Consider the following 21,939-nt stretch of genomic DNA (forward strand, 5'->3'; position numbering starts at 1 on the left):
AGATGAACGATTATTTGACGGCTCATGCAGCTTGGGAGCAGACGGGGAATTGGTTTACGAAGGAAACCGCTATTGAATGTGAAGCCCCATTCATGAAGGAAATGTTGAGCAGCGCTGCAAGAATGCAGACGGAGGATACTTATTACAAGCGTGTCACTTTCCGTTATGGCGTACCGACTGCCGTTCGTGCAGCCATACGCGAGCAGTTGAAGTGCGAGTATGCTGAACATGAGGAAGGCTACGTTATTCATCTGACAACAGATGAAATTACAATTTATGCGGAGCAAGAACGCGGGTTGATGTATGGAGCGGTAACCTTGTCCAAGTATGTGGACCGAAGCCGAGGTTACGTACATGCAGGCATCGTCTACAACGTTCCAACCTGTCCGGTCAGAGGACTGAAGGTGTATCTCCCAACGGAGGAAGGCATTGCTTATTTCAAGAAATTCGTCGATATGCTGGTTCACTTCAAATACAACACGGTTGTCATCGAGGTCGGCGGAGCTATGGAATATAAGAAGCATCCTGAGATTAACGAAGGATGGGTTCGATATTGCGAGGAAATGTACGAATACAGCGGCAAGACAATTGTTATTCAGGAGAAAACATTCTCCTGGTACAAAAACTCCATTCATGCCGAGAACGGTGGAGGCCGCTTCTTATCGCAGAAACAAGTTCGGGAGCTCGTCGATTATTGCAAAGCACGTTTCTTAGATGTCATACCGGAAGTGCCGTGTCTCAGCCATTGCGATTATTTGCTCATTAATCATCCGGAAATTCGCGAACGCCATAACGATCCGTACCCGGACACGTATTGTCCATCTGACGAGCGCTCGTATGAGCTGCTGTTTGATGTGCTGGACGAGGTGCTGGATGTGTTCGACCCGAAGACGGTTCATATCGGTCATGATGAGCTGTACTCCATCGGGTTATGCGACAAATGCAAAACGAAACCGGCAGAGCAGCTATATGCTGACGACATCAAGCGCATCTACACCTTCTTGCAAGAGCGCGGCGCACAAACGATGATCTGGAGCGAGAAACTGCTCAACGCCATTACCTCTGATGGCAAAACGTACGGCGGCTCCGAGAGACGAATGGTCGATTATGAGACAGGCGTCTATATGGGTGAAACGATTCCTGCCACGTACAAAGCGATTGATCTCGTTCCAGGCGATATCATCATGATGCATTGGTATTGGGGCGTTGAGCGGCATTTCGACCAGCCGTTTATCGAGCGGGGGATGCAGGTTGTATTCGGTAACTTCGATGGGCCGTCCTTCGCGGATTGGAGTACTCGACTTAGCGATGGACCGCTCGGCGGCATTATTTCCAACTGGAGTGCCTTAAAGGAAGAGAATCTGCAGCGAAACGGCGTGTTGTTCTCCATGGCTTACGCAGCTTATCTATTCTGGCGCGATTCGTACGACGATACGCTGCACGAGGAAACAGCGAGTCTTGCGTTCGAAGAGCTGTACCGATATAGGTATCGCATAGCGCTGCGCGAAGCAGGAACAAGTGCCGGAACTTCGTACGTGGAGGTTCTTCATACGACCGATCATATTCGCGAGTATCATCAATTCATCGACGGCATCTACCTAGACAATAAGGAATATCGGATAGGCGAGTATGTGCTTGAGTATGAGGATGGATCGCGGGTTAACGTACCGATTACGTATGGCTTCAACATCTCCAATAAGGATCGGTTCTGGGATCGAAAGCTGACCAAAGGCAGCATCCATACGGCGGCGCAATATAACGTGGATGCGATCTTGTATGAAGCAGCTTTTACATCCTTACCTGTGCAGATCGGTCAAGAAACCTTTTATAAATGGCTGATCACCAATCCATATCCGGACAAAACGATAACAGCTGTCAGGCTGACTGTAGACAATCCGGTTACAGGGAACATTTGGGTGCGAGGAATAAACCAAGTTCCTGATCGTACTGCTGCATTGAAAGCTGAAGTTCCGGAACCCATTCGCATACTTGGAGAAGCGAATTTGGCTTCCAATTAGTCACTTTGTTCGAAAGCATGAAAACGATGAGAGACATAAAAAACCGACGATAGGCAAGTCGTCGGTTTTTTTCTATAGTATGGACATTCTGAAACACGCGGAGGTGAAGAGCAGCCGATTAGCATCCTGTTATACGCCCCCACAGGTCGGGCGGGTACATCCAAGGCGTAGTCATGACCTGGTACAGAAACGAAACGAGGAGGAAGAGGATGAGAAGAAAATCGTTGGTTGTGCTTTTTGCGTTGTCGCTCGTAATGGGGGTATTCAGCTTCACACCCCAGATCAAGAAAGCTTATGCTGCTACGATCTACGAGGTTGGCCCTGGCAAAACTTACACCAATATCGGGGATGTTCCGTGGGAATCCCTGGTCGCAGGCGATACGGTCAAAATTTACTGGAGATCGACGCCTTACAAAGAGAAAATCGTCATTTCCAGAATGGGTTCGTCTACAGCGCCAATTACCGTTACCGGTGTTCCGAACGCCAGCGGCGTACGTCCGGTTATCGACGGCAACGGCGCAACAACTCGCTCGGCACTTGATTTCTGGAACGATAATCGTTCTGTCATCAAGATCGGCGGCGCCAGATTCGCAGGCAGTGCTTCCGATCCATCTACAGGCAATCTGCCGAAATACATCACGATCGAGAATTTAGAAATTCGCGGCGCCAAACTAGGCTATTCCTACACCAATAATGCAGGTACAACAGTAGCCTACGTAAAAGCAGCCTCGCCGATCTTCGTCGAGTATGGCGAGAACCTAACCTTCCGTAACAATATTATCACCGACGGTGGTAACGGATTGTTTGTTGCGAGCTCTGACGCCGGCGTATCGCGGAATATCCTTGTCGAGAAGAACTACATCTACGGCAATGGCAACAGCGGCAGCGTCTACGAGCATAACATTTATACAGCAGCTATCGGCATCACGTTCCAATACAACCGTCTTGGTGATCTATGCAGCGGCTGCACAGGGAACAATCTGAAGGACCGCTCGTCCGGTACTGTCGTCCGCTACAACTGGATTGAAGGCGGCAATCGTCAGATCGACTTGGTGGAAGGCGATGACGCGACTGCCATAACAAGCGATGTCAATTACAATAAGACATTCGTATACGGTAATGTGCTGATTAAGCCTAATGATACTCGTAACCCGCAATTCATCCACTATGGCGGAGATAACGGCACAACGTCGCTTTACCGCAAAGGTACGCTGTATCTGTACAACAACACGATCATTTCGAACCGGACCACTAACGCGACCATGCTGCGGTTATCTACGAGCAGTGAAACAGCGGATGTGCGGAACAACGTATACTATAAGAGCGTTTCGACTTCCTCGCTTCGCATCATCGACCAGACAGGAACGGCAAATCTGTACAACAACTGGATTAACACCGGCTATACGAACATCGCGAGCGGTTCGGGAGGGACGGTTACTCATTCCGGCACGATAACGGGATCATCTCCGGGCTTCACGAATTTCTCAACACTAAACTTGCGTCCAACTACGGGGTCTGCCCTTATTAATGCCGGCACTTCATTGCATGCAAACGCGAGTGCTTACCCGATTAGCAACGAGTATGTGCAGCATCAGTCATCCGTGGCTCGTGCAGTAAACGGCACGCTTGATATTGGGGCATTTGAGTATTAGAACTCCGCATCATGATCTGGAGAGGAGAGCCGTTTGGTTCTTCTCTTTTTTTGTGATTTAGGTCAGATTTTAAACTAGTCGAAGAAGGATGAAGGTTCGCAAAAGGCTACTGTAGTTTACGGGGACGATCTGCGTTACGTTCAATTAGGAAAGAAGAAATTCAAATTTCGATTTCGGGGAGGTTTGTAGTAATGGTTAATCAATCACCCAGACGAGCTTTGATGATTACGATTATTGCTTCCATGCTGATCACCATGTTCATGATTGGCAGCGTTCGTTCAGCGGACGGAGCGGCAGCACCATTCAAGCTGAAGGCATTATTCAATGTCGATGCAGAGAGCGGAGCCTATGATGCAGAGAAAAGCTTCGCGTTCGAGGTGGATCAGAAGGACGGTTTTCAAACGTTCAAGATTCCCGTCTCTGAATTGAGGACGCTTGCGGCAGATGGCAAGCTGGGCAGTATTGCATTTGTACCTGCAGAGGCTGCACTTAATGACGATGGCGAACCGGTAGGCGGGTGGCCGGCAGACAAGGATGCCGTTTACGTGGACAAGATCGCCCTCGGCAGCGCCTCCATTTACACGAATCAAGCCGATAAACCATTCTACTTTCAAAACTTTTCAAGCGAAGAAGATCTGTACTACACCTACGCCATTAACGGAATAGAATCGAAGGATTGCGGGGTCAATGATTCGAAATGCATTGCCTTCTCCGTGGCTGGGAATGCAGGCACTTCTTGGATGATCTATAAAGAGCCAATCGATCTGGCAGGTTTAGCGGATTCGGATAAGCTGACGTTTCAGCTCGACCTTAGCCGAGTGAAATACGACAATTGGGAGCCGGATTCCTCGAAGAAACAGCCTGGCGTGAACGAAGCGCCGCCGGCTACGATTGAAATCGGTCCAGGCAAAACCTACGAGAACATCAATGATTTTGCTTGGGAAACACTCAAAGCAGGCGATGTCGTCTATGTATATTACCGCGAAACGCCTTACAAAGAGAAAATTGGCATTTTCGCAGAAGGGACGAAAGAGCAGCCGATCATTATACATGGTGTTCCCGGTCCAAACGGCGAGCTTCCGAAGATTGACGGTAACGGTGCTGTGTTCAGACCACTGAATCCGGTTCCGAATGCGAATCGCTCGCTTGTACGTATCGGTAAAGACAGCAAGCCGGCGAAATATGTGACCTTCGAGAATTTCGAAGTGTATAACGCCCATGCAACGAAGAAATATGTGAACGCAAGCGGCGCACTTGCCAGCTATGGATTCAATGCTTCCGGGATCTGGATTGACAACGGCGATCACGTTACGCTCCGCAACAATAAGATTCATGATAACGGAAACGGCATATTCGGGACATCCTCGATGTATGTATGGGAAGGAGCGGTAATTGACTATACCTCGAAAAATCTGCTCATCCAAGGCAATTCCATCTATGGCAACGGAAACATCAACAGAATGTTTGAGCATAACAGTTATATCGCCGCAATAGGTACCGTTTACGAAAACAATCACTATGGCGATTTGCTGCCAGGCTCGCAAGGGTATGGTTTGAAGGACCGCGGTGCTGGTACAGTCGTGCGGTACAACTGGATTGAGGGCGGCAGAAGACAAATTGCGCTTGATGATGCCGAAGATTCACCGCGCATTGTCTTAGATCCAACTTACAATAACTCATTTGTCTATGCCAACGTACTGATCGAACATGATCACTTGTTCGATACGTGGGGCGACGATGAGATTATCAACTTCGGCGGCGATAACGTAACGGTTCCGGATCGTCATGGTACGCTGAACTTCTTCAATAACACGGTTGTCACGTACAGACAGCAGCGTGTTTATGGACAAGACGGTGTGCCTGGATTGAAAGATCCGGGTCGTACCGAACGGACGGTTCTGTTCTATGCACCGGGCAAACATGTGGATGCACGCAACAATGTATTCCATAAAGCCGGCGCTAATCCGGCACCGCTAGTTATTACGGATGATGACGGATCGATTGAGCTGCGGGGCAACTGGTTTACGGCAGGCTACTATTACGATTTCAATGAGCCATCTCGTGTGCCAACTAAGAACATAGGCACGTTGACAGGCACCGATCCGGGTTGGGTCGATGTATCCCTGAGCGGACAGAATTACAAGCTTAACGCAGGTTCTGCCCTTATTGATGCCGGAGCGGGATTGCCGGGGCAATATCAAGATCTGATCGAGAAGCAATATGTGCTGCATCAGAATAGCGAGAAACGCACGGAGAAAGGCAAAATCGATATCGGCGCTTTCGAGTATGTGAAGAACGGCAATTAATAGTTACGGCTTTTTCCATCTAATGAAACAGGGCGTCGATCATCGGCGCCCTATCCTGCCATCAACCAACACTTAATTAAGAATCGTTACTTGGATCATGTGTAACTTTCGGAGGTGATGTTCATGAGAACCTATTATGAGGCAGATAGAGTACGAAGCGAAATTCCAAATGAACCGATCCCTGATGAAGTCAGGGCCATCTACTTGCGCCCAGGGGAGCTGCTGTCTATTCAAGAGCAGTTCCCTGTTGCATTTCAACCGCTCGGCACGTTGGAGTGGCATGGGCGACATAATCCGCTCGGCGTCGATTCCTTGAAAGCCGAGCATTTGTGTTTGGAAGCGGCGAAGCAGGCAGGCGGCGTGGTGATGCCAACGATTCATTTTGCAGCAGATGCTTATTGGGATGCAGGCTTTGGAATCGGCTATGGCATGGATGCGACTGCAGGCTACCAACTGCCGGGTTCTTTTTATGCAATGGATACGGCACTATTCTCCGCTCTGCTTATCAACGCATGTCGAAACTATTTGAACCGCGGCTTTAAGCTCGTCGTACTCGTGTCCGGACATAATCCGTCCATTCAGCAAAATGTGCTCGATGAGGTATGCTACCATTGCAAGTCACCTGAAGGTATTGAGCCGGTTTGTTTTACGATGGATTATTTGCTCATGGATGCTGATGATCCGCGCCGTGCCAGCGATCATGCGGCGGGCATTGAAACGAGTATGATGCTGCACTTAAACAAGGACAGAGTCAACATGTCTGCGAATCTGGGGCATGTGCGGGAGCATCTTGGCATCGGCGGTTCAATGCTGTATTCGGACGCTTCTGCGGAAGAAGGCGAACTTCGGTTCAATAGGCAAGTCGCTGGTTTGGTCAAGTTTGCAACAGAACGGCATAACAGGCTGCTTGGCAAAATCTAAGGAAGTCGCAGGTGATGAAGCAATCATGACAACGAAAATGAAGCTGGCTATTAATTGAATATCCGACGATTGCTTTTCCGGCATTTATGCAATTCATGTCCCAGTTGAATAAGTAAAGGGGATGAAGTGATGGCAGCGCAAGCCGTATGCTTTGTTGGCGCCTCCGTTTATACACCTAATGGCATTGTGGAACAAGGAAGGTTTATTGTAGACGAACATGGAAAAATAGCAGCCATTGGTGGTTCAGAGTTGACCGTTGAATCCGAAGTGTTGATGCAGGATGTCACCGGTTTGCTTCTCATCCCCGGCTTCGTTGATGTACATATACATGGTGGCAGCGGCTACAGCGTGATGAATGGGGAATACGAGCATTTGGTCGGCATTAGTAGATTCCATGCGGCGAACGGGACGACCTCGTTTTTGGCGACGACCACCACAGCGCCGCTTGAGCGAATCGAATTTGCGTTACGAGGAATCGCTGCTGCTATTCGTGAAGGTGTCTCCGGGGCAGAGCTGATCGGTATCCATCTGGAAGGGCCGTATATTGATGAGAAGAGGCGAGGGGCACAGAATAAAGCCGATATCCGTGAGCCCGATGGGTCGGAGATTCAGCAGTTAATTGAAGCAGCTGAGCACCAAATTAAATTGGTTACCCTAGCTCCAGAAGTTTGCGGGGGACTTGAAGCTGTGAGGCAGCTGGCGAGTCTTGGCATTACCGTATCGGCTGGACATTCGAATGCAACCTACGAGCAGGTATGTGAAGCAGTTCACAGCGGGCTTTGTCATACCACGCATCACTTTAATGGGATGAGTCCACTACACCACCGCGAGCCTGGCTTAGCCGGTGCGGGACTGATGCTGGATGAGCTGACGACTGAGCTGATTTGCGATGGCATTCATGTTCATCCTGCTGTTGTGAAGCTATTGTTCGACACGAAAAGTCCGGATCATGTGTGCATGATTACGGATGCCGTCACCTGCGCCGGTCTCGCGGATGGGGATTACGGTGAGGTCACGATGCATGGCGGGCAAATCTTATTAAAGGATGGTTCCAGTCTGGCTGGAAGCTCGCTTACGATGATCAACGCGCTGCGGAATGCGATACGGTTTACGGGTTATTCGCTAGAGAAGCTGTTGCCGTCTATGACTTCGGTGCCTGCACGTCAAGCAGGTGTTTCGGCTTCGAAGGGGTCGCTTGAGGCGGGAAAAGATGCGGATTTCCTCTTGCTAGATCCGGAACTCGAAGTCGTGGCTACCTATGTTCGAGGGAAGTCGGTTTATCGGAGGGAGACCGATGGCTGAAGCAGCGGTGGACGCGGGAGCATTAGCTTTGAAACAAGCTTATGTGGGCGTAGATATAGGGGGTACCAATACCGTTATTGGTATTTTCAATCACTCTCGGCAACTGCTCAAGAAGAAGTCGATCCCAACGCTGCTGCCTCATTTGCCGAATAAGACGGACCTTCCTGGTACATTCTTTGATTCACTTTCCGAAGAAATTTTCATATTGGCGAAGGATGCCGATTGTTCAGATGGTTTAGCGTTATGCGGTATGGGCGTTCCCGGCATCGTTGACCCGTCACGAGGCAGGGCAGAGGCGGCATCGAATTTGGGCTGGTTTGGCGTACCGTTCTCAGAACAGATGAGCAGTCGTTTGGGCATTCCGGTACGAATCGACAACGACGTACGAATCTATGCGCTTGGCGAGGTGATCGCAGGTGCCGGATTGGGTTATCGCAATGTGCTCTGTTTGACAGTAGGTACAGGTATCGCGGCGGCTATTTTTGCTGACGGGCGTATCGTTATGGGCGGGGACCATTTTGCCGGGGAAATCGGACATGATCCGGTGGAAGGGGCAGATGGTGTTTGTGTTTGCGGGCAGCAGGGCTGTGTGGAAAGCATCGTGTCCGCAACTGGAATTGCTCGATTGGCGCGCGAAGCAGTTGAACGCCATGGCGGCAAAGGCACATCGTTGCAATTATTGAACCGTGTACCTACTGCCTTCGATGTCTATACCGCGGCTACGGCAGGAGATGTCGTTGCGCAGGGGATTTTCCGATACGTGGGTGGGGTGCTCGGCTCCAAATTGCTGACAGCCGTATGTTTGCTTAATCCGGATGCCGTCATTATTGGGGGCGGCGTTGCGGAAGCAGGTGATCTGCTGCTCGGACCGATCCGGGACAAAATCCATGAGCGATATGTCAATTCAAAGAAGCCAGCGATTCTGAAAGCGAAATTAGGTGATACAGCGGGATTAATCGGTGCCGTTGCGTTTGCGCAGCAGTATCGTCATGGAGAAAGGAATGGAAGCATTATATGACACATTCACAATTGAAAGTCAAGAAGCTTGTGTTTCCCGGCCCTTTTGAGCTTGCATATGAAGTGGGGGATCTCGATCTCGCTTCTGTGGAAGATGCTCAAGTAGTGGTCAAGACCACATACAGCTTAATCAGTCCGGGCACAGAACTTGCGCTGTATACGGGCACTCATATTGATATCGATAATCCGCGAAATCGATTTGCTAAATTCCCGTTTTATCCGGGTTATGCCGCTGTTGGGGAAGTGGTCGCAGCTGGAGTCGGGACTGATTTTGAGGTGGGCGATCGTGTATTTACAGTGGGGCATCATGCGAATTATGGTGTGTTTGGCGCCTCGGATGAGGAGATCGTCAAGCTTTCAGACGGCATCGATCCACAGCAGGCTCTATTCGCTAGAATTGCCGAAATCTCGATGACATCTGTTCTTCAGTCGCGGGTTAGAGAAGGGGATTATGTTGTCGTGCTTGGCATGGGGCTGGTCGGTAATTTGGCGGCACAGCTGTATGCGAGGCAGGGAGCCATTCCGATCGGGGTCGATGTGGTAGCTGAACGACTGGAGTTAGCCCGTAACACCAATTTGCAGCATGTCGTGCAATCGGGGACGTATCTTCGGGAGTTGATACATGAGATTACAGGCGGCAAAGACCCCGATATCGTCGTCGAGGCAACAGGGGTTCCGGCACTTGTGAATACGGCGCTTGAGCTATGCAGGGTGCACGGACAGGTAATATTGCTAGGATCGACGCGCGGACTGGTCACCATGAACGTGTACGACCATATCCACCGCAAAGGCGTCAGCTTAATCGGCGCACATGCCTCGATCAAAGATATCGACGGCCTTCCATCGTCAGGCGCGCTCTATCGCGAGATGCTGCAGCTTATTGAGACCGGTGAACTCGTAGTGGAGCCATTCATCACGCAAAAGCTTCCGAGTACACAAGCTAAACAGGGGTACGAGCTTTTGTTGAACAAGAAGGATGTAGCGCTTGGGGTCCTATTGGACTGGCGCGATTGATTGGTATTGTGATAGAAAAGTCCGCTTCCGTTATTGGAAGCGGACTTTTTTGCTTTATAGGTAACTGAACGCTCATGGAATAATTGCAATAGACGCTCACCTAGGGAGCACCATTGGCGGGAAAGTGGAGGATTCGTGGGAAGAGTAGCTCTGGGAGCAACACATTCGCTGAAAAGTGCTGGATTCGTGGGAAGAGTAGCTCTCTGAGCCGCATAATTAGTGAATAGAAGCGGATATGAAGAAAGAGTTGCTACTAGGAGCAACTCTTTCACACGAAAATTTGTTGATATTGCGGTCAGTCAGCGACCACAATTCAAAGGCTTGTGACCTTCACTCGCGGAAGTAGCTCCGCTACATCGGCTAGATTCAGTTGCCCTGTGCCGGGAGTCATCGCATTTGCGGTGCCGACAGCGACTGCGAATTGCAGTGCATTCGAGATGTCCAAGCCTCGTGAGCATGCGACGGTCCAGCCGGCGACAAAGGAATCGCCGGATCCAACCGTATTCTGAGGTTGGATGCTCGGAGGAATCGCCAGCCACAACTGACCGTCCGGTGTTGAGGCAAGGCAACCGTCAGCGCCTAGTGAAACAATCAAGGTTTGTACGCCATATTCACCAAGCTGCGCAGCCATTCGGCGAACGGCCCCGTAATCACGAGGATCGGAGCCGGACCATTGTCGAAATTCATCCTCGTTCGGTTTGACCGTATGCGGACCGCTTCGTGCGCCTAACTCAAGCGGTATGCCGCTCGTGTCCAGCACAACATTAGCTCCCGACAACTTGGCTTCTGTAATAAGCTCCGCATAGAATCGATCACCAAGCCCCCGCGGTAAACTACCAGATAGCGTTAGCCACCGACCCGGCACGCATAAGCTACGCCATAACGCTATAAATCTCTCTTTTTCCTCGAAGGTGATTACCGGACCTGGTTCCAACAACTCGGTCGAACGGCGACCGTCCTCATCGATAATATTTAAACAGATGCGAGACTCTTGCTCAATTGGGATCAGCTGCTGTTCAAGGCCAATCTCTATCAATTTGCTTATGATCCACGAGCCGTTGCTGCCTCCGGCGAATCCGGTCGCCAAGACCTTAGCGCCGAGTGCCGCCGTTACTCGCGCAACATTTAGACCTTTTCCTCCTGCGGTTGCATCCACATGTGATACCCGATTGACCTCTCCCAGATGCAGAGCGGGGAGGACAAGCTGCTTATCAATCGCTGTATTCAACGATGCGCACACAATTGGAAGTCCACTCCATGCTTCCGTCATTTTGCCTGCAACCCCTTTGGCCAAAGCTTCACCAATGCCTCACGAGAGACCGTACCAGCTCCGCCAATTGCAAGGGTAGAAAGTGCCCCGCAAGCATTAGCGAATACGAGCGCCTCAGAATCGGTTTTACCTTCGAGTTTGGCTGTAATAAACCCGGCATTGAACGAATCGCCGGCACCTGTCGTATCAACCGGATTTACAGAGAAGGAAGGAGCAAATTCAATAAGCCCGTCTGGAAACACAGCCATGGAGCCGTTACTTCCGCACTTTACTACGACTGCACCACGAGCTTCCGGCAAGCAATCCGGCAGTCCTTCTATCGAATCCGCTTCAAAAATCTGCAAGGCTTCCTCTTCGCTAGGGATGAACCAATCTGTAAGAGCAAGCAATGTTCGTACTCGTTCACGATCCCAATTCTCCGATGGATCCCATCCGGAATCGAAGGAAGTGGTGAGGCCATGCGCTTTCGCCTTCTTGAACACTTCAGCCCAATGCGGCCGCATCTGATCTTGCAGAAAATACGAGCCAAAATGCACATGAGCAGCTTTACAAAAAAGGTCATCTGGTATAATCGCCGGCGATACTGCACCTATTGCCCCCATATAAGTGAGCAGCGAACGATCTCTGCCATCAGATAGGGATAGTGTTACTCCAGTGCGCACATTGCTGTCCATTACGACATGTGAAACATCAACTCCTAGTCGCGACAATTCACTCACACAGAAACGGCCGAACTCGTCCGCCCCCACAATGGATACAAAAGATACATCCGCACCTAATCCAGCCAAGCCTGCCGCAGTTATAGCAGAAGAAGAGCCTAACGCGAGTCGGAAATCCCGAATTAACTTCTCTCGATTCGGTTCAGGTTGAATATCTGAATCGGCGAAAATCAAATCCACATTCAACTCACCAATGACGATGACTTTCCTAGAATTAGCGGTCATGGACAAGACCCCATAGATGCAACGATTAACTCAGCCGCTTTCCTCCTGTAGCTGTCCCAGTCACTCCCGCGTGACGACCAAGAGGCCTGACCATCCGCAATCGTTTCATGCATGCCAGTAGGAACGGCCTCTTTGGCGATCGCATCCGCCGCTGCACGACTACCGCGCTGCGAGGCAAGCCATAAATATTCATAATCCTGGATACCTCTGCGGAGGTTCTTCATCCGAATCGAGCTGATTGGCCCATCGATCCCCCGATCCTGCTCACGGAAGAACGGATCGCGGCCGGGATAGAATAATAGACCATCTCCATTGCCGAAATGAACACCGTCATCGCCGTAATAAGCAGCTTCATCTTTGGCTACATACATGAACGTAACCGGATATTGAAACACATTCTGATTCCAGCGACCGCGCGGACCTTGATGGTTGTGGCGCCAGTGCGTGCCGTGCCAGATGAAATACCCTTCGATGCCGTAACGCCAGCGCAGCCAAGAATTCACGCGCAAGTCGACTGCCTCAGATTCCAGAATGAGCGACCCATGATAGGGGCGATAACCATTGTAGAACCACAGCTTATCACCGGTTTCTTCACACTTCCGGACGGAAACAGGATCAATCTTATGTGCGCACCAGATGTCGATGGCATCCTCGATTTCAGGCGTGAATCTACGTGTCGTTAAGAGTGGTAGTTTGCTGCCGGAGCCTGCGGAATCATGGATGATTTTCGCCTGTGCATTAATCCACTCGTACTTCGCCGGGAGCGGCTCATCTATTAAATAACAGAAATAAACGCCGGGCCAATTCATGCTTTCAAAATAATCAACCCACTTGTCCGCTTCACGCTGAATCTCCGCCGGCTCACTTCCGAGCACTTTACCTCCGTACATCCCGACCGGAAATACGCCTTCACCTACATGTTCGCCAGGTCCTTCGTAGCCATTCTCTCTGGTAAAGAACGATCCATCGAGGTAAGGCGCATATTGCTCCATCATCTCAGCGTCAAAACGATTGTTGTGCACATCCGAGCCAACCAAGTCGAACCGATGGCGATGCGCCATTCTGCGAAGCCGATCCCGAATATCAGGTGTATCCGGGAAATATTCATCCATTTCATTCGCATACACGAAGGTGATCGAATGATTCTCGTCCGGCAGCGCAAAATCATAGAGCTGCAGCTCGACCGGCAGCTTTGCGACCAGCTCTTCGCCGCACCGCACGGTCACCGCACCATGATAGATCCCCGGCTTCAACGACGCCTCGCGCGGAACATACACATCGATCCAGAAGCCTTGGTTGGAGCGAGGCGACATGTGCACGGGTTGACCGCCAAGCCGCGGCTTGGCATCTGCGGGAATAAGCGCATCAGGTATCCAGCCGGAGCGATGTAGAGGCGGAGCAGATTCCGCATAGAACCATTGAGGCGCCGTTCCGAGATCGGGGGAGACGTATAAATAATGCTGCGTAAACACTTCGATACGTCGGCCAACGTAGTTGGAGGGATCTTCACCTAGCAAAGCGGCATTTTCCAATCGGCATTCCCCGAACTCCTCATGAACAAGCTCGGACATCTCGACATAAAGGCCGGAAACCTCTGTGCTTCCTGCTTCTACGATAACCTGGAACGCGACCGTCTCGTTCCTTGCACCGAACAAACGAATCGTGCTGCCATCCCATACGCTGTTTCCGATTTTATTCGGATTCGCTAAATCTTCCTTCAACACCTTCTCGCCGTCATTCACGGCCCAGACCGAAAGCAACATACCGGATCAACTCCTTCTATATAACCGCTATCCTCATTGTGCGCCTTCCAATGGCAAAGGGAAACTGTAGGAATTTCGCATGGTTCACGAATTTACCGTATCTTTACTAGTCGCTTTTTTCAGTTCTTCACGAATTTATCGGCCAGCACAAAATAAATGAACTAGTGAAAAAAGCAGCAATTTTCATAGGTATCCGACATCCGTTACATTGGAATCAGCGAAAGCGAGACGATGGCGAATCGAATGGGAGGCTAGTCGATGAAATTGGCATTTTCCACGCTGGGCTGTCCGACTTGGAGCTGGGAGAAAATTTTGAAAGAAGCATCCGAGCTTGGGTTCGACGGCATTGAAATCCGCGGCATTGAAACGGAAATGGCGCTTCATAAATGTACGCCGTTTCTGCCGGCAAATATCGCGCAGTCCATGAACCAACTAAAAGAACACGGCCTGGAAATCATTTGCCTGGATACGTCCTGCGTCTTTCACGATCCGGCGAAGTTCGAAGCTTCCATTGAAGAAGGAAAAGCAGCAGTGGATTTGGCGGTCAAGCTAGGCGTACCCTACATCCGGGTATTCGGAGATGCGATCCCGAACAAAGACGCCCGCGAAGAAACGATCGCGCAGGTTACAAATGGCTTGCAGGTGGTTTGCCGCCATGCGGAAGGCAAGGGAGTCTACGTCTTAATCGAGACGCACGGCGATTTCTCGGATTCTCGCACCTTGCTGGAAGTGATCGATCAAGTAGGCAGCAGCGCACTCGGCGTGCTCTGGGACATTAACAATCCATATAAGTACGGAGACGGGGAACCGCTTTACGTCACCTATGAACGGTTAGGACGCTACATCAAGCATACGCATATCAAAGATACGAAAGGCTCGGACATGCATAGTCAAATTACGCTCGCCGGCGAAGGTGACGTACCGATCCGCGAATGCGTCCGGCTGCTTGCTGAGAAAGGGTATGAGGGCTGGCTGTCCTTCGAGTGGGAGAAACGGTGGGTGCCGGAGATCGAAGAACCGGAAATCGCGTTCCCGCAATTCATCGGTTATATAAAACCATAGATTCGAACGAATTCGAAGCAGGGAGGTAGAAGCAGCATGGCTACAACATCCGTGGAAGCCAGCACAACCGTTATTAAGAGCCAGAAGGCGCCGACAAAGTCGCTTGCCTCCCGTCTATTCCGAGAGCGCTACGGATTTCTGCTCTTGCTGCCGGGGCTCTTGTACTTCATCTGGTTCCGGTATGTCCCGATGTTAGGCAATATTATCGCGTTCGAGGATTACAGTCCGTTTAAAGGCTTTATCGATAGCGAATGGGTAGGGCTGAAGCATTTTAAACGCATCTTCGAGGATGCGGAAGTGATCCGGGTGCTGTGGAACACGCTCTGGCTTTCTTTTCTGCAAATCGCCTTTGCATTCCCTGTGCCGATTGTACTCGCTTTGATGCTGAATGAAGTGAAGAACCAAAGGGTAAAGCGGATCATTCAATCCGTCGTCTATTTGCCTCACTTCCTATCTTGGGTCGTCGTCGTGGGTATCGTGACGATCTTCCTGAAGACAGAAGGCATCGTCAACAAGGGGTTGAGCATGGCCTTCGGCATGGAGGCGATTCCGTTCCTGCAGCAGCCGGGATGGTTTATGCCGCTCATCGTGCTCGAGGTCATCTGGAAGGAAGCGGGCTGGGGCACGATTATTTTCCTGGCTGCGCTATCCGGAGTAAACCCGACTTTATACGAGGCGGCGATAGTGGATGGCGCGAACAGGTGGCGTCAGCTATGGCATATTACGCTCCCGGCCATTCGAGGCACGATTATCATTCTGTTAATACTGCGGCTTGGCAGCGTGCTCGATTCCGGTTTTACGCAGATCTTCCTCATGCTGAATCCGTTCACGATGGACGTCGGAAACGTGCTGGACACGTTCGTCTATTTCAAAGGTATCCAGCAGTCGGATTTCAGCTTCGGTACAGCGGTCGGATTGTTTAAAGGGCTTATCGGGCTAGTACTAATTCTAGCGGCCAATAAAATTGCCAAGAAGTTCGGCGAAGACGGCGTATTTTAATCTGAGGGAGGAGCTGCGAGCCATGCCGATCAAGCGAACGTTGTCGGATCGCATAACCGATGGCATCAATTTATTGCTGCTGGTGGTGCTGTCGTTAGTGATGATATTTCCGTTCTATTACATTACCGCGGTTTCGTTCTCTTCCTACGAGGAGTTCATGAATACTGATCTACTGTTGTTCCCGAAAAATTGGGTGCTCGATGCGTATCGATTCATCTTCGACTCCAAAGAATTTATCCGGTCGATCGGCGTAACGGTGTACATTACGATCATCGGCTCGATTGTGAGCCTGCTCCTCACGTCCACGATGGCTTTCGCGTTGACCAGAAGGCTGTGGGGACAACGTTTCTATATGTTCCTTGTCCTGTTTACCTTCATCTTCGGCGCAGGCATGATCCCGACGTATTTGATCGTCAAAGCGACAGGGCTCATTGATTCCTACTGGTCGCTCATCATCCCGGACGCGATCAGCTCCTTTAACTTGATCGTCATGCGCCAATTCTTCTTGAGCATTCCGGAGGAACTGAACGAAGCCGCCGTCATCGACGGTGCGAACGACTGGCAAATCTATACGCGCATCATTCTCCCGCTGTCCAAACCAGCGCTCGCCGCTTTCGGTTTATTCTACGCGGTAGGTCAATGGAACACTTACTTCACGGCTATCTTGTATTTGAACGATCCGTCAAAATGGACTGTGCAGGTTATCTTGAGGCAAATCGTCATTCTCGACGACGCTGCCAACACCCTTGCTAGCGCTGCTCGCGAAGCCGCAAGATCCGCTCACTTGCCGCCGCCGGAGACGATCGGCATGGCCGCCATCATTTTGGCTACGGTTCCGATTCTGATCGTATATCCGTTTCTGCAAAAGCATTTTGCCAAGGGGGTGATGCTGGGCTCGGTGAAAGGTTAATTAGCAGGATTGTAATTGCGTCCAGATTCAGCATACCATTAAGAGGGATACTAGGGAGGGGCTTACACATGACAACGAAAAAGCTCGTAACGCTGCTCGCAGCCGTAAGTATCATTACCGGGCTAACCGGATGCAGCGGCTCAAACGACAATACGAACAAACCTGCAAATACCGCTGAACAGACCGATTCCAGCAATACGCCGGCTACGACAACAACCGAGAATGAGCCTGCATCAACGAACCAGCAGCCTGCTGCCGAAGAAAAGAAAAATTTCGAGATCAGCACCATTCAAGGTACGTGGGCCAGCCCGCTTCCGGACCCGAGCGGCAACGGCGCCAAGATGATCAACGAGAAGTTCAGCATCGATCTGAAATCGCAATTCGTGCCGTATGACGAGTATGCGAACAAACTGCCAGTCGTCATGGCGGCCGGCGACCTGCCTGATATTATCGGCATGGAAGGCGTTGATGCCAACTTCGTCAAATGGTCGAAGCAAGGCGCATTCCTTCCGCTGAACGATTATATCGACAAATACGATGCGATCAAGAACATTCCTAAGAACGTCTGGGATGCCGTGACGGTCGATGGCAAGATTTACGCGATTCCGAATTACTTCCCTGCCAAATACGGCAAGAAGCCGATCATCCGCCAAGACTGGCTGAACAATCTCGGTCTGTCGATGCCGACCACCTACGATGAACTGAAGAAAGTGGCGATCGCTTTCGCGAAGAATGATCCGGACAAGAACGGCAAGAACGATACGCTCGGTCTGGGCCTCGCCAAGTCCATCGTTTACGGCGCATGGATGGGCGCAGCGTGGGACAGCGGCTGGTATAACAAGAATGAGAGCGGCCAGCTGATTCCGGGCAATATCTCCGAAGGCTTCAAGAAGCAGGTTACACTTCTGAACGATCTGTATAAAGAAGGCGCGATCAGCAAGGACTGGGCCGTTACGAAGTCGGCTGACGTCCGTAAAGATTTCTTCGCCGGCAAAGTCGGTATCTTCTACGAGCAGCCTTACGATATTTCCGAAACGCGCTTCAAAACGCTGAAGGATACGAACCCGACAGCGGAGCTCGCGGTCATTCCTCCGTTTGCGCAGGAAGACGGCCAACAAGGGTTCATGGGCTTGCCGGGCTATTACGAACTGCACAGCTTGAACGCGAAGCTGGCGGACGATCCGGAGAAAATCGATCGCATTCTCGAAATGATCAATTACTTCATGACGTTCATTCCGGTCGATCAACGCAACGATCAAAATCCGGAGTTTGACTGGCAGAACGGCGGCGTAGGCAAAGGCTATAATATGGAGAACGGCATTGCCCTCGACATCGACGGCGCGTTCAGCGAAATGCCTTCGACATATTTGGGCATTCGCTATTGGGCGCCAACGGATGAAGATACGCAGCCGGCGATGGTGCTGCAGGATCCGTTCACGAAAGGGTTCGTGCAGTCGGCGGTCGATATGCTGAAGACGACAAAGACGTATCTGGATCCGGTCAACCGCATTCACTCCGATTTGCTGTACGCGAAAGTATCCGAGCTGGATCAAGTCGTGGCCGAACATACGACGAAGATGATCGTCGGCCAGGAATCGATCAACGACTGGGATAAAATGGTACAGGAGTATTTGAACGCAGGCGGTAAGGAAATCATTGACGATGTTAATCGTCAGCTTGACGAGAACGGTATCACAGGCGAGTGGAAATAAGCCTTCCCAAAGCGAGGGAGAGAGGAAACTCTCTCCCTCTTTATCATCCGGGGGCTACAATCGAAAGGCGAAAGGAGCTGGATATGCGTAAATACTCCTTGCAGGAAGAACAAGCGAATCGTAGGCGGGAGCTGTCCTATATCGACGATTATCCGAATATCGAGCGGTTTCACAGCCATCCGTTTCGGCGTTATTTGGACCGGTTAAATGCGGATTATTTGGTCAGCAGAAAGTCCGCACTTAAACAAGTGATCGACAGAGAAGGGGCATCGGCGTATCGGCAGCAGGTCCGGGAAGCTTTCCGCGCGACCGTCGGTCCGCTGCCACAAGCTGCCGAGGGCGCAACGGTAACGGGAACGCTGGATCAAGGCAGTTACTTCATTGACAAGGTCTGTATCGAAACGGTTCCGGGGATCTTCGCAACCGGAAGCTTCTACTATCCGAAGCAGAGCAGCGGTCCGCTGCCTGCGGTGCTGCTGTTTAACGGCCATGCGAACGAAGGAAAAGCATACGGTTCTTATGTTTCGTTCTGCGTCGAAGCGGTGATGAACGGCTTCTGCGTATTGACGTTCGACCCGATCGGGCAGGGGGAGAGGCGTGTACCGCAAGCGGAAGGGAAGGGCGGCGAGAAGTGGATGGACGCGGTCGCCGCCCACTGCTTCCTGGACGAGAAGCTTAGCCTGCTCGGCGAGCATCTCGGTGCGTATATGATGCGCGATAATATCGCCGCGTTGACGTACTTGCTATCAAGGCCGGAAGTGGATGCGGAACGCATCGGCGTAACCGGCAATTCAGGCGGAGGCACGATGTCCGCTTATATGGGCGCCTACGACGACAGAATCAAGGCGGTTGCGCCTTGCTGCTATATTACGGAGCTGCGCTCGCTGCTGTACCGGATTATGGCGCAGGATGCGGAGCAATGCTTGCCCGGCTTTATGGCGCGCGGACTCGACCATAGCGATCTCGTGACGGCTGCGGCGCCAAAGCCGTACTTGATCGGCGCCGCCATGTTCGATTTCTTCCCGATTGACGGCGTGCGCGATGCGTTCATTGAATCGAAAAAGCTGTATCGGCTGCTCGAAGCGGAGGAGCAGTTGGAGCTGTACGTCGCGATGAAAGGCCACGGATTCTGGCACGATATGCGGGAGCAGGTTCTCCGATTCTTCTGCCGCGTCTTTGAAGTCGACTTCGTGACCGAGAAAGGGATTGATTACGAGCGGCTGCCAGCGGAAGCGGATTTGCTGTGCTTGGAAGCCGGCGATGCTTCAGGCGGTGCAGCCTCATTCGGCGGGACGATACCGAGCATGATCAGGGAGCGGCTGCTTCTGCTTCCTATTGAGCGGCAACTGCAGCTGCCAGAGGTTCGCGAGCAGCTGAGAGAGCTGCTGCAGCTGCCGGCTGACAGCGCGATGAAATCCAAGCCGTTAGCCATCGACGAGACTGGGGCGGTTGCATTCGAGTCCGAAGAAGGCATGCCGCTTACAGGAACCGTGCACCTCTTCACGGATCGGCGTGATCTGGCTCGCGTTTGCCTTGCGGTAGGCGGCATGAGCGGGCAGGGACTCGAGCAAGCCCGCGAGGCCGGATACGATGCGGCGCTTGCGATCCATCCGCGGGGTACGGGACCTGCAGCGATGGAGCCCGCATGCACCTTCGGCATGTTTGAGCCGGAGAAGGCGAGCGGCTACAATGCTAGAATGCTGGGCCGATCGCTGCAAGGGATGCGGGTCGCGGATGTACTTGCCGCGATTAGCGGCTTGAAGCGAACGCCTGGCTATGAACGGGCGGAGATTACGCTGTATGGGCAGGAAGAGCATGCGCTTACGGCCCTATATGCTGCCGTGCTGAGCGGTGTTTGCCATGGGCTGCATGCGGCAGGCTTGATGGAAAGCTTCCGGGCGTTTGCGGAAGCGGATTCGCACCGGTACGAATCCGGCATCATCGTTCCGGGGCTGCTGCTCGCATTCGATATCCCCGATTTGCTGCAAGTGCTGGAGCAGGGGGACTTCATTGTCGCCCGGAGCTGGCAGGACCCAATGAATAATCCACTCCATGGAGGTACAACGAAGAGATGAGAGGACAACTGCTCAGCGGCGTTCATCAAGCGATCGGCAATACGCCTATGGTTCATCTATCGCGGCTGACGACCGGCTTCGAAGGGACGATCTATGCGAAGCTGGAGTATTTGAACCCCGGCTTCAGCAAGAAGGACCGAATTGCGCTGCAAATCATCGAGGAAGCCGATCGAGACGGCAGCCTGCAGCCGGGGCAGACCGTCGTCGAGCTAACCAGCGGCAATACGGGCACGGGACTTGCTATCGTATGTGCGGTGAAGGGGTATCCGTTTATAGCGGTTATGTCACGAGGCAATTCCTACGAACGAGCTCGCATGATGATGGCGCTTGGCGCTGAGGTTGTATTAGTAGACCAGGCACCGGGCTCTGCTCCGGGGCAAGTTTCAGGAGAGAGCTTGGCCCTCGTAGAGGCGGAAGCACGAAGAATCGTTAGCGAGAAAGGTGCTTTTCGAGCGGATCAATTTGAACGCTTGGGAAATACGCATGCCCACGAATTTCATACCGCTGCTGAAATGTGGGAACAAACAAACGGCGAAATCGATGTGTTCGTCGATTTCGCCGGGAGTGGCGGTACATTCGCAGGCTGCGCGAAGGCGCTTAAACGTTATAAGCCGTCAATCCGATGTTATCTGATTGAACCACATCAAGCTCCGTATCTTGCCGGAGGACCGATGATGAATCCGAATCACCGCATCCAAGGCGGCGGATACAGTATGCATCTGCCTTTGCTGGATCGGGAACTAGTGACCGATTATTTGACGGTTACAGACGATGAGGCGATTGCCGGTGCGAGAGAGCTGGCTAAGAAGGAAGGGGTCTTCGCTGGTTTCTCCTCCGGTGCGAATATCGCTGCTGCCTTGAAGCTTCTGCTAGAAAGAGAACGCGGAGCACGAATCGCGCTTACGATCAACGACTCCGGCCTTAAGTATTTAAGTACGGACTTGTTTGAATGAACCTATGCCATCGTTTAATGG

The 21,939-nt window shown here is 51.6% G+C and carries 16 protein-coding genes; 13 read left to right on the forward strand and 3 right to left on the reverse strand.

Going from position 1 to position 21,939, the window contains the following annotated elements; all coding sequences use genetic code 11:
- Nucleotides 1-2: 2 nt before the first annotated feature.
- The 7 genes from AC506A_RS04285 (at nucleotide 3) to AC506A_RS04315 (ending at nucleotide 10,230) form a co-directional block, all read left to right on the forward strand.
- Complete coding sequence (locus tag AC506A_RS04285; protein WP_495459730.1) at nucleotides 3-2,018, forward strand: family 20 glycosylhydrolase; 2,016 nt, start codon at nucleotides 3-5, stop codon at nucleotides 2,016-2,018.
- A gap of 209 nt (nucleotides 2,019-2,227) precedes the next feature.
- Nucleotides 2,228-3,670 (forward strand): hypothetical protein, encoded by a 1,443-nt coding sequence (locus AC506A_RS04290; RefSeq protein ID WP_495459731.1) that lies wholly within the window; start codon nucleotides 2,228-2,230, stop codon nucleotides 3,668-3,670.
- A 191-nt stretch (nucleotides 3,671-3,861) separates the two neighbouring features.
- Nucleotides 3,862-5,976 (forward strand): right-handed parallel beta-helix repeat-containing protein, encoded by a 2,115-nt coding sequence (locus AC506A_RS04295; RefSeq protein WP_495459732.1) that lies wholly within the window; start codon nucleotides 3,862-3,864, stop codon nucleotides 5,974-5,976.
- A 123-nt stretch (nucleotides 5,977-6,099) separates the two neighbouring features.
- A complete protein-coding gene (locus AC506A_RS04300; protein ID WP_495459733.1) occupies nucleotides 6,100-6,897 on the forward strand; it encodes a creatininase family protein in 798 nt (265 codons plus the stop codon).
- Between the two features lie 129 nt (nucleotides 6,898-7,026).
- Complete coding sequence (gene nagA, locus AC506A_RS04305) at nucleotides 7,027-8,199, forward strand: N-acetylglucosamine-6-phosphate deacetylase (RefSeq protein WP_495459734.1); 1,173 nt, start codon at nucleotides 7,027-7,029, stop codon at nucleotides 8,197-8,199.
- Nucleotides 8,192-9,217 carry an ROK family protein gene (locus AC506A_RS04310; RefSeq protein ID WP_495459735.1) on the forward strand — a complete coding sequence of 342 codons (1,026 nt, stop codon included), beginning with the start codon at nucleotides 8,192-8,194 and terminating at the stop codon, nucleotides 9,215-9,217. The genes nagA and AC506A_RS04310 overlap by 8 nt, the downstream gene beginning before the upstream one ends.
- Nucleotides 9,214-10,230: a zinc-dependent alcohol dehydrogenase gene (locus AC506A_RS04315; RefSeq protein ID WP_495459736.1), complete on the forward strand. Its 1,017-nt coding sequence runs from the start codon at nucleotides 9,214-9,216 to the stop codon at nucleotides 10,228-10,230. The genes AC506A_RS04310 and AC506A_RS04315 overlap by 4 nt, the downstream gene beginning before the upstream one ends.
- A 313-nt stretch (nucleotides 10,231-10,543) precedes the next feature.
- Here AC506A_RS04315 and AC506A_RS04320 read toward each other — a convergent pair whose 3' ends face one another.
- Genes AC506A_RS04320 through AC506A_RS04330 form a run of 3 tightly spaced genes read right to left on the reverse strand, consistent with a single transcriptional unit; the run spans nucleotide 10,544 to nucleotide 14,207 of the window.
- Nucleotides 10,544-11,500 carry a 1-phosphofructokinase family hexose kinase gene (locus tag AC506A_RS04320; protein WP_495459737.1) on the reverse strand — a complete coding sequence of 319 codons (957 nt, stop codon included), beginning with the start codon at nucleotides 11,498-11,500 and terminating at the stop codon, nucleotides 10,544-10,546.
- Nucleotides 11,497-12,444, reverse strand: coding sequence for a carbohydrate kinase family protein (locus AC506A_RS04325; RefSeq protein ID WP_495459738.1), 948 nt, complete (start codon nucleotides 12,442-12,444; stop codon nucleotides 11,497-11,499). Before AC506A_RS04325 ends, AC506A_RS04320 begins: the two co-directional genes overlap by 4 nt.
- On the reverse strand, nucleotides 12,441-14,207 hold the full coding sequence (locus tag AC506A_RS04330) for a DUF4091 domain-containing protein (RefSeq protein ID WP_495459739.1): 1,767 nt from the start codon (nucleotides 14,205-14,207) through the stop codon (nucleotides 12,441-12,443). Before AC506A_RS04330 ends, AC506A_RS04325 begins: the two co-directional genes overlap by 4 nt.
- 258 nt (nucleotides 14,208-14,465) lie before the next feature.
- Here AC506A_RS04330 and AC506A_RS04335 point away from each other — a divergent pair, with 258 nt between their 5' ends.
- The 6 genes from AC506A_RS04335 to AC506A_RS04360 all read left to right on the forward strand — a co-directional run bounded on the left by AC506A_RS04335 (nucleotide 14,466) and on the right by AC506A_RS04360 (nucleotide 21,918).
- On the forward strand, nucleotides 14,466-15,269 hold the full coding sequence (locus AC506A_RS04335) for a sugar phosphate isomerase/epimerase family protein (protein WP_495459740.1): 804 nt from the start codon (nucleotides 14,466-14,468) through the stop codon (nucleotides 15,267-15,269).
- Nucleotides 15,270-15,305: 36 nt separating this feature from the next.
- Nucleotides 15,306-16,268 carry an ABC transporter permease gene (locus AC506A_RS04340; protein WP_475779839.1) on the forward strand — a complete coding sequence of 321 codons (963 nt, stop codon included), beginning with the start codon at nucleotides 15,306-15,308 and terminating at the stop codon, nucleotides 16,266-16,268.
- A 22-nt stretch (nucleotides 16,269-16,290) separates the two neighbouring features.
- Complete coding sequence (locus AC506A_RS04345; protein ID WP_495459741.1) at nucleotides 16,291-17,178, forward strand: carbohydrate ABC transporter permease; 888 nt, start codon at nucleotides 16,291-16,293, stop codon at nucleotides 17,176-17,178.
- A 68-nt stretch (nucleotides 17,179-17,246) separates the two neighbouring features.
- Nucleotides 17,247-18,890 carry an extracellular solute-binding protein gene (locus AC506A_RS04350; protein WP_495459742.1) on the forward strand — a complete coding sequence of 548 codons (1,644 nt, stop codon included), beginning with the start codon at nucleotides 17,247-17,249 and terminating at the stop codon, nucleotides 18,888-18,890.
- A gap of 83 nt (nucleotides 18,891-18,973) precedes the next feature.
- Complete coding sequence (locus tag AC506A_RS04355) at nucleotides 18,974-20,965, forward strand: alpha/beta hydrolase family protein (protein ID WP_495459743.1); 1,992 nt, start codon at nucleotides 18,974-18,976, stop codon at nucleotides 20,963-20,965.
- Nucleotides 20,962-21,918, forward strand: a complete 957-nt coding sequence (locus tag AC506A_RS04360; protein WP_495459744.1) for a PLP-dependent cysteine synthase family protein — start codon at nucleotides 20,962-20,964, stop codon at nucleotides 21,916-21,918. The genes AC506A_RS04355 and AC506A_RS04360 overlap by 4 nt, the downstream gene beginning before the upstream one ends.
- Nucleotides 21,919-21,939 lie beyond the last annotated feature (21 nt).

Source organism: Paenibacillus sp. N22P23 (assembly GCF_059383735.1).